The organism is Kocuria dechangensis, assembly GCF_014636775.1.
GTDB classification, from domain to species: Bacteria; Actinomycetota; Actinomycetes; order Actinomycetales; family Micrococcaceae; genus Kocuria; species Kocuria dechangensis.
Window position 1 is genome coordinate 1 of record NZ_BMEQ01000003.1, and the last position, 14,566, is coordinate 14,566.

Here is a 14,566-nt window from a genome sequence, read left to right on the forward strand (position 1 = left end):
AGCCCACCCTGCTGCGCGACGTGCCCAAGGACGCGCGGGCGGTGCGGGAGGAGATCTTCGGCCCCGTGGCCCCGGTGGTGACCTTCTCCGACGAGGACGAGGCGGTGGAGCTGGCCAACTCCACCGAGTACGGGCTGGCCTCCTACGTGTTCACCGAGAACATCTCCCGCGGTCTGCGGATCGGGGACCGGATCGAGTTCGGCCTGATGGGCCTCAACGTCGGGGTGATCTCCAACGCGGCGGCCCCCTTCGGCGGGGTCAAGCAGTCCGGGCTGGGCCGGGAGGGCGGGGCCGAGGGCCTGGCCGAGTACACCACCACCCAGTACATCGGCATCGAGAACCCCTGGAGCCAGGTCACGGCCTGACCAGCGGGAGAACTCTGCCGGGAGAGCAGGGCCGAGGCGCCGTCCGGATGGTCTCCGGACGGCGCCTCGTCGTGATCCTGCCGTTGCGGACGCGGCGACGATCCTCGCCGTCGCGGTGGACCGCCCCGACCGTGAGGCGCATCATGGTCGGGGCGCGCCCCGTTCGTCCCGCCGCCCAGAGAGGCACCCCGATGGACCTCACCGCCTCCTTCAAGGACGCGCCCATGACCCCGTTCCAGGTCAGGGCCGTCGTCATCTGCCTGATCCTGATCATGATCGACGGCTTCGACGTCCTGGTCATGTCCTTCGCCGCTCCCGCGGTGTCACGGGACTGGGGCATCGAACCGGTCCTGCTCGGCTACCTGCTCAGCGCCGGCCTGTTCGGCATGGCCTTCGGCTCGATCTTCCTCACCCCGCTCGCGGACAGGATCGGCCGGCGCCGGCTGACCCTCATCTGCCTCGTCGTCATCTCGGTGGGCATGACGTGGTCCTGCGTCGCGTGGGACCCGATGTCCCTGCTGGCCTCCCGCGTGCTGGCGGGCATCGGCATCGGCGGGATGATCGCCAACCTCTCCGTGATCGTCTCCGAGTACTCGAACCGCCGGCGGGCCGGGCTCGCCATGGGCATCTACACGGCCGGCTACCCCATCGGCGCCACGGTGGGCGGCTTCCTCTCCGGGTTCCTCATCCAGGAGTTCGGCTGGCGCGGCGCGTTCGTGCTCGGCGCCGCCATGACCGTGGTCATGCTCGTCGTGTGCTTCTTCCTGCTCCCGGAGTCCTTCGAGTACCTCATCGAGAAGCGGGACGCGAAGTCGCTGCCCCAGCTGAACCGGATCATGGCCCGCATGGGCCGCGAGCCGCTCTCCGAGCTGCCCCCCGCCCCCGTGCACGAGGGCGCCGAGAGCGTGGTCGGCGAGGTGTTCGGCGCCCGGGTCCGGTCCCAGACGGCCCTCGCGTGGATCGGCTACGCCACGCTCATCGCGGCCTTCTACTTCGCCAACACCTGGACCCCGAAGATCCTGGCGGAGGCCTCGGGGGACCCGCAGACAGGCGTCACCGCCGGTGTGCTCGTGAGCCTGGGCGGCATCATCGGCGCCGTCGGGTTCGGGGTCGTCTCCACCTGGTCCCGTCCCCGCTACGTCCTCACGACGGCGCTGCTCCTGGCGGCGGTGGCCTACGTGGTCTTCGCCTCGTCGTTCGACCGGATCGGCCTCGCCCTGGTCGTGGGCGTGTTCCTGGGCATGCTGACCAACGCGGGGGTCTCCGGCTACTACACCGTGACCCCGCCGATCTACACCGCCAAGGCCCGGGCCTCCGGGTTCGGCTGGATGATCGGCGCCGGACGCCTCGTCTCGATCATCGCGCCCATCATGGTGGGCTACCTGCTGGCCGGCGGCATGCGGCCGACCTCCATCTTCTACCTGTTCGCGATCCCGCTCGTGCTCTCCGCGGTGTGCGGCTTCCTGCTCGGCCCCGCCCTCCGCCGGCGCGACGCCCGGGACGCCCGGGCCGGCCGCAGGGGGACGGTGGAGGTGCGCTGAGCCCCCTGGGCTGCCGTCCGCCGCCGGGCATGTCCGGGTGGCCGGCGGCGGACCGGACGTAACATTCTGCTGCGCCCCAGCTCACTGTGCTACGTCATGTGACCTGCTCGTGGATCCGACGACCCGGGCGTGCGTAGGGTGCTTCGGTGCTCATCTCAGGTCTGATCATCGGCGCCGCTCTCGGGTTCGTCCTCCAGCGCGGCCGTTTCTGCGTCACCGGCGCGTTCCGCGACATCTGGATCGCGAAGAACACCTGGTGGCTGTCCGCCTTCTTCGTGGCCATCGCGGTCCAGTCGGTGGGGGTGTGGGTGCTGGACGCCCTCGGCGTGATCACCCTCTCCGCCTCCGACTTCCCGTGGCTGGCCACGATCCTCGGCGGCTTCATCTTCGGCTTCGGCATCGTGCTCGCCGGCGGCTGTGCCACAGGCACCTACTACCGTGCGGCCGAGGGGCTCGTGGGCTCCTGGTTCGCGCTGCTCTTCTACGCGCTCTTCGCCTCCATCTCCAAGTACGGCCCCCTCGGGAGCACCACCGAGGCCCTGCGCGGGATCACCGTCGAGGGCCAGGGCACCCTGCACGAGACCTTCAACGTCTCCCCGTGGCTGCTCGTGGCGCTGCTCGTGGTCGGCACCACCCTGTGGGCCCGCCACCACATCACCAAGCCCCGGCTGAAGTTCGCGACCCTCCCGCCGGAGAAGACCGGCCTCGCCCACGTCCTGTTCGAGAAGGCGTGGAACCCGTTCGTCACCGCCGCGGTCGTGGGCCTCATCGCGATCGCCGCGTGGCCGGCCAGCTGGGCCACCGGGCGCGAGTCCGGCCTCGGCATCACCACCCCCTCCGCGAACATCGCCACCTACCTGACCACCGGCGACGTCGAGCTCGTCGACTGGGGCGTCTTCCTGGTCCTCGGCATCTTCGTCGGCTCGCTGATCGCGGCCCTCGGCTCCGGGGAGTTCAAGCTCCGCGTCCCCGACGCCCAGACCATCGTGCGGTCCATCGCGGGCGGCGCCCTGATGGGCGTCGGCGCGGCGTGGGCCGGGGGCTGCACCATCGGCAACGCGCTCGTGGGCACCTCCACGTTCTCGTGGCAGGGCTGGGTCAGCCTGGTCGTCATGATCCTCGGCACCGGCGTGGCCGCGAAGCTGTTCATCGCCCCCCGCAAGAAGACCGCTGCCCCGGCCCAGGTGCCGGCCGGCGTCTGATCCCCGCACTTCTCCCAGGAGGTAACCCCATGGCACAGCACATCCTCGAGACCGACGGCCTGGTCTGCCCGTTCCCCGTGGTCGAGGCCAAGGCCGCGATGGCCGAGATGCCCGCCGGTGACGAGCTCGTCATCCACTTCGACTGCACCCAGGGCACCGAGGCCATCCCGCGCTGGGCGGCCGAGAACGGCTACCCCGTCACGGACTTCACCAAGCGCGGCGCGGCCGAGTGGTCCATCACCGTGCAGAAGGCCTGATCCGGCCCGTCCGTCCTCCAGCACCCCGCCGTCCCTCCCGGACGGCGGGGTGCTGCGCTGTCCGGGGCCGCCGGGGTTGACTCTGTGGAACACGTCACGTCCAGGTCTTCTAAAATGAATGTCAGTCATTTAGGGTTGACGGCAACCGTGCACCTGACCCCAGAGAGGACCCAGCATGAGCGAGCTGCTGCAGAACTTCGTCGACGGCGCCTTCGTCGACGCCCACGGGACCGCCCGGATCGACGTCGTCCACCCGGCCACGGGGACGGTCGTGGCCGTCTCCCCGGTCTCCGACGCCGAGGACGTCGACGCCGCCTTCGCCGCCGCCAAGAAGGCCCTCCGGGCCTGGCGGCGGACCACCCCGAGCGAGCGCCAGCTGATGCTGCTCCGCCTCGCCGACGCCCTCGAGGCCCACAGCGCCGAGCTCGTCGAGGCCCAGCACCGCAACACCGGCCAGCCGAGGCGGCAGATCGCCGACGAGGAGGTCGCCGCCGGCGCCGACAACCTCCGCTTCTTCGCCGGCGCCGCCCGCACCCTCGAAGGCAAGGCCGCCGGGGAGTACCTGGGCGACCACACGTCCTACGTGCGGCGCGAGCCCGTCGGCGTCGTCGCCCAGGTCACGCCCTGGAACTACCCGCTGCTCATGGCGATCTGGAAGCTCGGTCCCGCGCTGGCCGCCGGCAACACCGTGGTGCTCAAGCCCTCGGACACCACCCCGGAGTCCACCCTGGTGCTGGCCCGGCTGATCGGCGGGATCTTCCCCGCCGGCGTGGTCAACGTGGTCCTGGGGGACGCCTCCACCGGCGCGCTCATGACCGGGCACCGGGTCCCGGCCATGCTCTCCATCACGGGCTCCGTGCGCGCGGGCCGGGCCGTGGCCCTCGCCGCGGCGCAGAACCTCAAGCGCGGCCACCTGGAGCTGGGCGGCAAGGCGCCCGCCGTCGTCTTCGCGGACGCGGACCTGCCCGCCGCGGCCAGGGCCCTCGTGGAGTTCGGCACCTTCAACGCCGGGCAGGACTGCACCGCGGTGACCCGCATCCTGGTCCAGGACAGCGCCCACGACGAGTTCGTGCGGCTGCTGGCCACCGCCGCCCGCGAGATCGTCACCGGCGACCCGGACGAGTCCAAGAACTTCTACGGCCCCCTCAACAACGCCGACCACTTCGGCACCGTGTGCCGGAAGCTGGCGGAGCTGCCCGAGCACGCCACGGTGGTCACCGGCGGCAAGCCCGTCGAGGGCACCGGGGGGTTCTTCTTCGAGCCCACCGTGGTGACCGGCGTGCGCCAGGACGACGCCCTGGTGCAGGAGGAGACCTTCGGACCGGTGCTGACCGTCCAGTCCTTCGCCACGGAGGAGGAGGCGCTCGAGCTGGCCAACGGCGTCGACTACGCCCTCGCCTCGAGCGTGTGGACCACCGACCACGGCACCGCCATGCGGGTCTCCCGGGACCTCGAGTTCGGCTGCGTGTGGGTCAACACCCACGTCATGCTGACCTCCGAGATGCCCCACGGGGGATTCAAGAGCTCGGGCTACGGCAAGGACCTCTCGCTCTACTCGGTCGAGGAGTACACCCAGGTCAAGCACGTGATGCACGCGCTCGACGTCTGAGGCCGCGCGGCGGGCGGCCGGGCGGGCTCAGCCCCGCGCGGCCGCCAGGCGGGCGCGGAAGCCGTCCAGCATCGCCGTGAGGGCGACGTCGAAGGCCGCGTCCGCGGCGGCCCTGGCCTCCGCGGGGCGCGCCCGGACGGCCTCGCTGAACACCGGGGCGAGCTCGGCGAGGTCGCCGGGGTCGAAGATGTCGGCGGGGGCGGTGGCGTCGTAGGCGGCGCCGAAGACCAGGGACTCGACCGCCACGATCGTGTTGACGATCCAGGCCTGCTCGAAGCCGGCGTCGGCCAGGCCGCGGGCCACCGTCTCGTACATCTGCAGGGTGTGCGGGGAGTTCGCGACCGGCAGCACGGCCATGATGGGGATCATCGCGGTGTGCTGGGCGTAGCAGTTCCGGTAGGACCGGGCCCAGCGCTCCAGGGCCTCGTCCCACGGGAGGGTGCCGAAACCGGAGCAGTCGATGCCCCGGTTGATCCGGTCCTGCACCCGGATCAGCACCTCCCGCTTCGAGGGGGCGTGGTTGTACAGCGCGGACGCCGAGACCTTCAGCTCCCGGGCCAGCTCCGTCATCGTGAGGTGGGGATAGCCCCTGGTGGTCACGATCTTGATCGCGGCGTCCGTGATCCGCTCCGGGGACAGGACGGGCTGGGTGGGGCGGCCGCGCCGGCGAGGAGCGGTTCTGGCGGGGGCCATGGACGGGTCCTCCTGGGGTGGCTCGGGGGTGGGGGCAGGTGCTCCGAGTCTAGGGGGGAGGACGGTCCTCCGGGTCTTGACGGAAGCGCCTCCCGTCCCTCTTAATGAATAGCATTCATTTCTTTGTGAAGGAGAGCACAGTGACAGATCAGCGAACCCTGGGCAGCGAGACCGCGATCGAGCGGGACGTCGTCGTCGTCGGAGCAGGCCCCGCGGGGCTCATGGCCGCCCGCACGCTCGCGGCCGCGGGGAAGTCCGTGGCCGTCCTGGAGGCCCGGGACCGGGTGGGCGGGCGCACGTGGTCGAAGACCGTGGACGGGGCCTTCCTGGAGGTCGGCGGGCAGTGGGTCTCGCCGGACCAGACCGAGCTGCTCGCCCTGGTCGACGAGCTCGGCCTCGAGACCTTCCAGCGCTACCGCGAGGGCGCCTCCGTCTACATCGCCCCCGACGGCACCCGCCGCACCTACACCGGCACCGTCTTCCCGGCCGGGGAGGCCACCGTCGCCGAGACGGAGCGGCTCATCGGGCTCCTGGACGGGCTCGTGGCGGAGGTCGGCGCGGCCGAGCCCTGGGCGCACCCCCTGGCGCGGGAGCTCGACACCGTCTCCTTCCACCACTGGCTGCGGGCCCGGTCCGCGGACGAGGACGCCTGCACCAACATCGGCATCTTCGTGGCCGGCGGGATGCTCACCAAGCCCGCCCACGCGTTCTCCGCGCTGCAGGCTGTGCTCATGGCCGCCTCCGCCGGGTCCTTCTCGAACCTCGTGGACGAGGACTTCATCCTGGACCGCCGCGTGGTCGGCGGCATGCAGTCCGTCTCCGAGGCCATGGCGGCGGAGCTGGGCGAGGACGTCGTGTTCCTGGACACCCCGGTGCGCACGATCCGCTGGGGTGAGGAGGGTCAGACCTACGCCGAGCACGTCCCGGGCACCCCCGTCACGGTCTGGTCCGACCGGCTGACCGTGGTCGCGCAGGACGTGGTGGTGGCGGTCCCGCCGAACCTGTACTCCCGGATCTCCTTCGAACCTCCCCTGCCGCGGCTGCAGCACCAGATGCACCAGCACCAGTCCCTGGGCCTGGTCATCAAGGTGCACGCCGTCTACGAGACCCCCTTCTGGCGCGCGAAGGGCCTCTCCGGCACCGGCTTCGGCGCGAACGAGCTCTCGCAGGAGGTCTACGACAACACCAACCACGGGGACACCCGCGGCACCCTGGTGGGCTTCGTCTCCGACGAGAAGGCCGACGAGGTCTTCGCCCTGCCCGCCGAGGAGCGCAAGCGCCTGATCCTCGAGTCGATCTCCCACTACCTCGGCGAGGAGGCGCTGGAGCCGGTGGTCTACTACGAGTCCGACTTCGGCTCCGAGGAGTGGACCCGCGGCGCCTACGCCGCCAGCTACGACCTCGGCGGCCTGCACCGCTACGGCGCCCACCAGCGCACCCCGGTGGGGCCGATCCGCTGGGCGTGCTCCGACCTCGCGGCCGAGGGCTACCAGCACGTCGACGGCGCCCTGCGCCAGGGCCGGCTCGCCGCCGCCGAGGTCCTCGGCGCCGGCTCCCCGGCGACCGTGCTGCAGGGCGCGGGGCGATGACCACCGCCGGCCGCCGCTACGTCGTCGGCTACAGCGGCGACAAGCGCAGCAAGGACGCCCTCCGGCTGGGCGTCGCGCTCGCCCGGGCGTCCAGGGGCGAGCTCGAGCTCGTCCACGTCGTCCGCACCGACGACCCCTTCCAGCCGGTCTACCCGCCGGTGGGCGACGTCACCCCGATCATCCGCCGACAGGCCCGCACCCGGCTGGAGGAGGCCGCGCGGACCGTCCCCTCCGACGTCGTGGCCCGCACCCACGTGCGCGAGCACGAGTCCGTGGCCGCCGGTCTCGTCGCCGCCGCCGAGGAGCTCGGGGCCGGCCTGGTGGTCGTGGGCGCCGGCGGCGGCGCCGGCCGCTTCGCCGTGGGGCCCGTGGTCGGCGCCCTGCTCCACAGCTCCACGGTGCCGGTCGCCCTCGCCCCGCGCCGCTACCGGGGGGACGCGCCCCTGACCCGGCTCTACGCCGCCGTGGGCACCCGCCCCGGTGCCCATCTCGTGATCGACGAGGCCCTGGCCGCCGTGGAGCGCTCCGGGCTGGAGCTCGTGCTGATCTCCTTCCTGTCCGGCGAGGACGGGGAGGACGACGGCGCGGCGCGGCGCGCCGTCCAGGAGCACCTCGAGCGTGCGGCCGCCGAGGCCCGCCGCCACCAGCCGGTCACCGTGCACGTCGCCGCCGGCCGCACCCTCAAGCAGGCCGTCCGGGACGTGGACTGGGTGCCCGGAGGGCTGCTGCTCATCGGGTCCTCCCGCCTCGCCCGGGGCCGCCAGACCTTCCTCGGCACCACCGCCGCACGGCTGCTCAAGCACATCCCGGTCCCGATGGTCGTCGTCCCGCGACCGGCCCGCACGGAGGAGAACTGATCGTGAACGCAACCGACATCCAGGCGCCCGCCCAGCGGGACACCGACAAGGGCCTCAGCAAGGGCTCCGTGGGGCTGCTCGGCTCCGTGGTCATCGGCGTCTCCTGCATCGCCCCCGCCTACACCCTCTCGGCGGCCCTGGGCCCCACCGCCGCCGAGGTCGGCACGCGCCTGCCGGCGATCTTCCTGGTCGGCTTCCTCCCCATGCTCCTCGTGGCCGTGGGCTACCGGCAGCTCAACCGGGCGATGCCCGACTCCGGCACCACCTTCACCTGGGTCTCCAAGGCCTTCGGGCCGTGGCTCGGATGGATGGGCGGCTGGGGCCTGCTCGCCGCGACCATCCTCGTGCTCTCCAACCTCGCGGGCGTGGCCGTCGACTTCCTGTACCTGGCCCTCGCCCAGATCACCGGCAACGACGCGATCGCCGAGCTCGCGGCCAGCGTGCCGGTCAACGTGGGGACGTGCCTGGCGTTCGTCGCGGCCGCCGCCTGGATCTCCTACCGGGGCATGGAGACGACCAAGGTCGTGCAGTACGTCCTCGTCGCCTTCCAGCTGCTCGTCCTGCTGTGGTTCTCCGCCGCCGCCTTCGGCCACGTCGCCGCCGGCACCGCGTACGAGGGGCTGACCGTGCGCGCCGAGTGGTTCAACCCGTTCGGCGTCGAGTCCTTCTCCGCGTTCGCGGCGGGGGTGTCGCTGTCCGTGTTCATCTACTGGGGCTGGGACGTGGTGCTGACCATCAACGAGGAGACCCGCGGGGCGGCCACCACGCCGGGCCGCTCGGCCATCGCCACGATCCTCGTCATCGTCACCCTGTACATGACCATCGCCCTGGCCGTGCTCAGCTACTCCGGGGTCTCCGACCAGGGCTACGGCATGGGCAACGAGGAGATCCAGGAGAACATCTTCGCCGCGCTCGCCGGACCCGTCATGGGGCCGTTCGCGATCCTGATGTCCATCGCGGTGCTCTCCTCCTCGGCGGCGTCCCTGCAGTCCACCTTCGTCTCCCCGGCCCGCACCATGCTGGCCATGGGCTACTACGGGGCGCTGCCGGGGAAGTACGCCCGGGTCACCCCGCGCTTCCAGTCCCCGGGCTACGCCACGATCGCGGCGGCCGTCATCGCCTCCGGCTTCTACGCGGTGATGCGCGTGGTCTCGGAGAACGTGCTGTGGGACACGATCACCACGCTCGGGATGATGGTGTGCTTCTACTACGGGGTCACCGCGCTGGCCTGCGTGTGGTACTTCCGGCGCGAGGCGTTCCGCGGGGTCGGGTCCTTCCTCACGAAGTTCCTGGCGCCGCTGCTCGGCGGGATCCTCCTGCTCGTCTTCTTCGTCCAGACGTCCTACGACTCGATGGACCCGGAGTACGGCTCCGGGTCGGCGATCGGCGGGGTGGGCCTCGTGTTCGTCCTCGGAGTGGGCATCCTGCTGCTGGGCGTCGTGATGATGCTCCTGCAGTACCGGCGCAACCCGTCCTTCTTCCGGGAGCGCTTCGAGACCACGGAGCTGCCGGTCCTCGACTGAGGCTTCCGCCCCGCGCGTCCGGTAGGGGACGCGGCCGCCGGCCCCGCCACGCCGGTGACGTCACAGAGCGGGCGGTGCTCGGCGCCGTGGTCCTCCTGTTCCAGGATGAGCCCACGGCGTCGCACCGGCATCGCACCGGCGGCAGCCGGAGGCCAGTCGAGGAAGGGGGGGCGCATGCGCCACGAGGACCCGCTCCCACCGCCCGCCGCCCGGCGCGCGCGGGGGGAGGCCCGCAGGCCGATCGGACGGCGGGCCGCCCTGGGGCTGGGCGCGGCGCTGGGCGTGCCGGCGCTCCTGGGCGCGTGCGGGGCGCTGCCGGGTCCGCGGCCGCGGGAGGCGGGGGAGCCCGTCCGGGTCCCCTACGCCCGGGCCTCCGCACGGCAGTTCGGCCACCTCCACCTCCCGCCGGGGACGGGCGAGGACAGGACGCGTCCCCTGCTCCCCGTGGTCGTCGTGGTCCACGGCGGCGGCTGGTCGAGCGGCTCCCACCTGACCGGGACCACCGACATCTCCCGGGACCTCGCCTCGCACGGGGCCGCGGTCTGGAACATCGAGTACCGGGGGGACAGCGGCTTCGGCAGCTGGCCGCGCACCTACGAGGACGTGGCCGCGGCCGTCGACTTCGTCCCGCTGCTGGGCGCGTTCGCCCCCTTCCGGCCCGACGTGGGTTCCGTCCACGTCACCGGCAACAGCGCCGGCGGCAGCCTCGCGGCGTGGGTGGCCTCCCGCACGGCCCTGCCCGCGGGCGCGCCCGGGGCCCGGGTCCGGCAGCGGGTCCACAGCTGCGTGCCCCTGTGCGGGGTGTACGACCTGGCGCTGGCGTACCGGGAGGGCGACCGGTACGTCCGCAGCCTGCTCGGCGGGACGCCCGAGGAGCGTCCGCTGGAGTACCGGCTCGCCTCCCCGGCGGCCCACGTCCCCACCGGCATCCCGGTCACAGTGCTGCACGGGCGGGAGGACGACGTCGTGCCGGTGCGCCAGGCGGAGACCTACGCCCGGGCGGCGCGCCGCGCCGGCGACCCCGTGGAGCTGGTGCTGATGGACGGGGTCGGCCACGGCGGCTGGACGGACCTCGGCTCCCCGGTCTGGGAGGCGTCCCGGGCGGCGATCCTCGGCCACCTCCGGCGGTGACCGGCCCGCCGGCCTACCAGATGTGCACGCGCTCCTCGGTCGCCAGCCACAGCCCGTCCCCGGGCCGGGTGCCGAACGTGGCGTGGAAGGCGTCCATGTTGCGCACCACGCCGTTGCAGCGGAACTCGTCCGGGGCGTGCGGGTCCGTGGCCAGGCGGTTGACCAGCTCCTGCTCGCGGGCGGTGGAGCGCCACAGCGCCGCGTACGCGTAGAAGAACCGCTCCCGGCCCGTCAGCCCGTCGAGCACCGGGGCGGTCTCCAGGTCCAGGCCCTGCTCGAGCAGGGACATCCGGTACGCCACCAGGGCGATCTCCAGCCCGCCCAGGTCCCCGATGTTCTCGCCGACGGTGAAGGCGCCGCTGACGTGGTGCTGCGCCGGGTCCAGGCCCTGGGGGACGCAGCCGTCGTACTGGGCGACGAGGGCGGCGGTGCGCCGGGCGAACTCGGCCCGGTCCTCGTCCGTCCACCAGTTCGCCAGGTGGCCCGCGGCGTCGTACTTGGCGCCCTGGTCGTCGAAGCCGTGGCCGATCTCGTGGCCGATGACGGAGCCGATCGCGCCGTAGCAGACGGCGTCGTCGGCCGCGGCGTCGAAGAACGGCGGCTGCAGGATCCCGGCGGGGAAGACCACCTCGTTGAGCACGGGGTGGAAGTAGGCGTTGACCCAGTGCGGGTAGAGGAACCACTCGCCGCGGTCCACGGGCGTGCCCAGCTTCCCCACGGTCCGGTCGTGCTCGAGCGCCAGGCCCGCCCGGACGTTGCCCAGCAGGTCCGCGGGGTCCAGGCGCAGCGACGAGTAGTCCCGCCACGCGTCGGGGTAGCCGACCTTGACGGTGAACGTGGACAGCTTCTCCAGGGCCCGGGCCCGCGTGGCCTCCGACATCCACTCCAGGCGCCCGATCCGCTGCCGGTAGGCGGCCAGCAGGTGCTCCACGAGCTGCTCCACCCGCGCCCTGTGGGCCGGCGGGAACCAGCGGGCCACGTAGGCGCGCGCCACGTCGTCGCCCAGGACGCGGGTGACGAGGAACTCCGCGCGCTTCCAGCGCTCCCGGGGGCGGGTGATCCCGGACAGCGCGGTGCTGTAGAAGCGGAAGTTCTCCTCGACGAACGGCCGGGGCAGGAAGGGCGCCCGCTTGGAGACCACGCGCCAGGACTGCCAGATCCGCACCTGCTGCTCGGTCCACTCCTGCCACAGCGCCCCGAGGCCGGCCACGAACGAGGGCTGGCGCACGATGATCCGGTCGAAGACCTCCGCCCCGCGCCCCGGGGTGGTGCCCTCGAGCCACGCCCGCCACGGGAAGCCGGGCGCCATGGCCTCGAGGCCGGGGACGTCCACGGGGTTGTACATCTCCTCGACGTCCCGTGCGGCGACCGGGTCCCAGTGGGCGGCGGCCAGCTGCGTCTCCATGGCCGCCACGGTGGCGGCGGCCTCCGCGGCCGGCACGCCCCAGCGCTCCGGGAGGCCGGCGAGCTCGAGCATCGCCGCGACGTGGTCCGTGAACGCGCTGCGCAGCCGCTCGTGCACGGGGTCGGTGTAGTAGGACTTCGCGGGCAGGGACAGCCCGTCCTGGCGCAGGAAGAAGGAGTAGCGGGAGGAGTCGCGCGAGTCGTTCTCCACGAAGAAGGACAGCGGCCCGTCCACGCCGGTGCGGTGCAGGGCCGCGCAGGCGCGGGCGAGGCCGTCCTTGCCGTGCGCGGTGTCGAGCACCGCGAGGTCCGGGTCCAGGGCGGCGAGGCCCCGGCGCTCGACCTCCTCCTCGGCCATGAACGACCGGTACAGCGCGCTCATCCGGGACCCCTGCGGGGCCTCCTGGACGATCCCGTGCACCCGCTCGGTCGTGAGGTCCGTGAGGATCGCGGACGCCCCGTCGAAGGCGCGGTCCTCCGGCAGCCGGTGCGCCTCGATCCAGCCGCCGTTGACGTGCCGGTAGAGGTCGTCCTGCGGGCGGACCGCGGGGTGGACGTGCTGGAGCTCGAGGCCGGAGGAGGTCGTTACTGGCTCATCCGTCACGGGCTCATCCCCTGTCGTCGTGGGCGTCGTGCCCGCCGCGGGACCGGCGCCGGCCCCGTGCCCAGCCTACGGACGGCGACGCCGTGGCCCGCCTCGCGCGGGCCACGGCGTCCGTGGCGCTCGTCACACCGCCCGGCGGTGTGCGGGCCCCGGCCCTCGGCCGGCTCAGCCCTCGGTCGGCTCGACGCTCGCCGAGCCCGCGGCCTCCCCGGTGCCCAGCCACTTCGCCTCGAGCTCCTCGAGGGTGCCGTCCTCGCGCATGGATGCCAGCGACTCGTTGACCTGGTCCAGCAGCGCGGTGTTGCCGGTCTTCACGGCCAGGCCCAGCTGCTCGCCCGTCTCGATCTCCTCGACCAGCTTCAGCTCGGGGTTGTCGGTGATGGCGGGGCCCGTCACCGAGATGTTGCCGATCACGGCCTCGACGTCGCCGGTGTTGAGACCCTGGATCATCAGCGCCGAGTCCTCGTACTGCACGACCTCGGCGCCGTTCTCCTGCGCCTGGGTCTCGCCCGTGGTGGCCTGCTGCACGCCCACGCGCTTGCCCTGGACGTCGGCCACCGACTGGATGTCCGAGTCGGGGGAGACCAGCAGGGCGAGGTTGTCGTCGAGGTACGGCTCGGAGAAGTCCATGACGGACTCGCGCTCCTCGTTGATGGTCATGCCCGAGGCCGCGAGGTCGCACTGGTCCGAGTCCAGCGCCACGCCCGACTGGATGCCCTCGAAGGCGGTGCGGATGAACTCCGTCTGCACGCCCATGTCCTCGGCGATGCCGTTCACCAGGTCGATGTCGAAGCCGACGGTCTCCCCCTCCTCGGTGTACTCGAAGGGCCGGTAGGGGATGTCGGAGCACACCGTGAGGACGCCGGGCTTGATCAGGCTGACCTCCCCGCCGCCCGCCTCGCCGCCGGACTCCTCGCCGCCGCCGGTGCTGGTGCACGCGCTCAGGGCCAGCGCGGAGACGGCCAGCACGGACAGGGTGGCCGCCCCGTGGAACCTGCTCTTCATGGATCTGTCCTTCCCTCGGGCGAGGCCGGCCGGCGCGCCCGGCACGGCGACGTGCCCGGGCGGTCGGGAGGCCGCTGAATGTGCCTCAGTGTAGGGGCAAAACCGTTACCGCTGTGTTGCAGGCCACTCGTCGGTAGCAAATTACGGGCAGCGCGTTCTGCGTCCCCTCCGGCATCCGGGCGGGGACCCTGCGGCGGGGGTCCGGCACAATTTCGGCACAATGGAGCGCATGACCCGGACCGACGACCCCCAGAGCCAGGCGGCCTCCCCGCGCGCCGCCGCGCCGGCGGACGGCGGCGACGCCGTCCGCCCGCTCCACCCGCGGTGGGCGGCGTGATGGCCGCGGCGGCCCCCGCGAGCGTGCGCGTGGACGTGTGGCTGTGGGCGGTGCGCGTGTTCAAGACCCGCTCGGCGGCGACCACCGCGTGCCGGGCGGGGCACGTGAAGATCGACGGGGTCTCCGTCAAGGCCGCCCAGCCCGTCCGGCCCGGCCAGCGCGTCGCCGTGCGCCGGCCCGGCCACGAGCAGGTCCTGGAGGTCGTGCAGCTGCTGACCAAGCGCGTGGGCGCGCCCGTGGCCCAGGCCGCCTACGTGGACCACAGCCCGCCCCCGCCCCCGGCCCAGCACGCGGCGGTGCCCCGCCGGGACCGCGGCGCCGGCCGGCCCACCAAGAAGGACCGGCGCGAGATGGACCGCCTCCGCGGTCTGTGACACGCCACCCCGACCTGCGTTCCGGGTGGTCTCCCAGGAAGCCGCAGAATAATCCCGAGCGACGATGTGTCGCAG

Annotated in this window: 13 protein-coding genes; 10 read left to right on the top strand and 3 right to left on the bottom strand. The window is 72.8% G+C overall.

Annotated elements, in window-relative coordinates:
* The 5 genes from IEW07_RS03665 to IEW07_RS03685 form a co-directional block, all read left to right on the top strand.
* On the top strand, nt 1–365 hold a 365-nt coding region (locus IEW07_RS03665), incomplete at its 5' end, for an aldehyde dehydrogenase family protein (RefSeq protein WP_188534500.1).
* 191 nt (nt 366–556) lie between these two features.
* The gene (locus tag IEW07_RS03670) at nt 557–1,906 is read left to right on the top strand and encodes an MFS transporter (protein WP_188534501.1); all 1,350 of its coding nucleotides are present in this window, start codon (nt 557–559) and stop codon (nt 1,904–1,906) included.
* 146 nt (nt 1,907–2,052) lie between these two features.
* The gene (locus IEW07_RS03675; RefSeq protein ID WP_188534502.1) at nt 2,053–3,108 is read left to right on the top strand and encodes a YeeE/YedE family protein; all 1,056 of its coding nucleotides are present in this window, start codon (nt 2,053–2,055) and stop codon (nt 3,106–3,108) included.
* A 29-nt stretch (nt 3,109–3,137) separates the two neighbouring features.
* Nucleotides 3,138–3,365, top strand: a complete 228-nt coding sequence (locus IEW07_RS03680; RefSeq protein WP_188534503.1) for a sulfurtransferase TusA family protein — start codon at nt 3,138–3,140, stop codon at nt 3,363–3,365.
* A gap of 175 nt (nt 3,366–3,540) precedes the next feature.
* Nucleotides 3,541–4,974 carry an aminobutyraldehyde dehydrogenase gene (locus tag IEW07_RS03685; RefSeq protein WP_188534504.1) on the top strand — a complete coding sequence of 478 codons (1,434 nt, stop codon included), beginning with the start codon at nt 3,541–3,543 and terminating at the stop codon, nt 4,972–4,974.
* A gap of 27 nt (nt 4,975–5,001) precedes the next feature.
* Here IEW07_RS03685 and IEW07_RS03690 read toward each other — a convergent pair whose 3' ends face one another.
* Nucleotides 5,002–5,667: a TetR/AcrR family transcriptional regulator gene (locus IEW07_RS03690; RefSeq protein WP_188534505.1), complete on the bottom strand. Its 666-nt coding sequence runs from the start codon at nt 5,665–5,667 to the stop codon at nt 5,002–5,004.
* Between the two features lie 140 nt (nt 5,668–5,807).
* Here IEW07_RS03690 and IEW07_RS03695 point away from each other — a divergent pair, with 140 nt between their 5' ends.
* The 4 genes from IEW07_RS03695 (at nt 5,808) to IEW07_RS03710 (ending at nt 10,767) form a co-directional block, all read left to right on the top strand.
* Nucleotides 5,808–7,256 (top strand): flavin monoamine oxidase family protein, encoded by a 1,449-nt coding sequence (locus tag IEW07_RS03695; RefSeq protein WP_188534506.1) that lies wholly within the window; start codon nt 5,808–5,810, stop codon nt 7,254–7,256.
* Entirely contained in the window at nt 7,253–8,113 is an 861-nt protein-coding gene (locus IEW07_RS03700; protein ID WP_188534507.1) for a universal stress protein, read from the top strand. Before IEW07_RS03695 ends, IEW07_RS03700 begins: the two co-directional genes overlap by 4 nt.
* A 2-nt stretch (nt 8,114–8,115) precedes the next feature.
* Nucleotides 8,116–9,636, top strand: a complete 1,521-nt coding sequence (locus IEW07_RS03705; RefSeq protein ID WP_188534508.1) for an APC family permease — start codon at nt 8,116–8,118, stop codon at nt 9,634–9,636.
* 174 nt (nt 9,637–9,810) lie between these two features.
* Nucleotides 9,811–10,767 carry an alpha/beta hydrolase family protein gene (locus IEW07_RS03710; RefSeq protein ID WP_188534509.1) on the top strand — a complete coding sequence of 319 codons (957 nt, stop codon included), beginning with the start codon at nt 9,811–9,813 and terminating at the stop codon, nt 10,765–10,767.
* A gap of 13 nt (nt 10,768–10,780) precedes the next feature.
* On the opposite strand, the gene IEW07_RS03715 is transcribed toward IEW07_RS03710, so the two are convergent.
* The gene (locus tag IEW07_RS03715; RefSeq protein ID WP_188534510.1) at nt 10,781–12,775 is read right to left on the bottom strand and encodes a M13 family metallopeptidase; all 1,995 of its coding nucleotides are present in this window, start codon (nt 12,773–12,775) and stop codon (nt 10,781–10,783) included.
* Nucleotides 12,776–12,940: 165 nt separating this feature from the next.
* Nucleotides 12,941–13,780 carry a transporter substrate-binding domain-containing protein gene (locus IEW07_RS03720; protein WP_188534511.1) on the bottom strand — a complete coding sequence of 280 codons (840 nt, stop codon included), beginning with the start codon at nt 13,778–13,780 and terminating at the stop codon, nt 12,941–12,943.
* 336 nt (nt 13,781–14,116) lie between these two features.
* Here IEW07_RS03720 and IEW07_RS03725 point away from each other — a divergent pair, with 336 nt between their 5' ends.
* A complete protein-coding gene (locus IEW07_RS03725; RefSeq protein ID WP_188534881.1) occupies nt 14,117–14,491 on the top strand; it encodes an RNA-binding S4 domain-containing protein in 375 nt (124 codons plus the stop codon).
* The last annotated feature ends 75 nt before the right edge of the window (nt 14,492–14,566 follow it).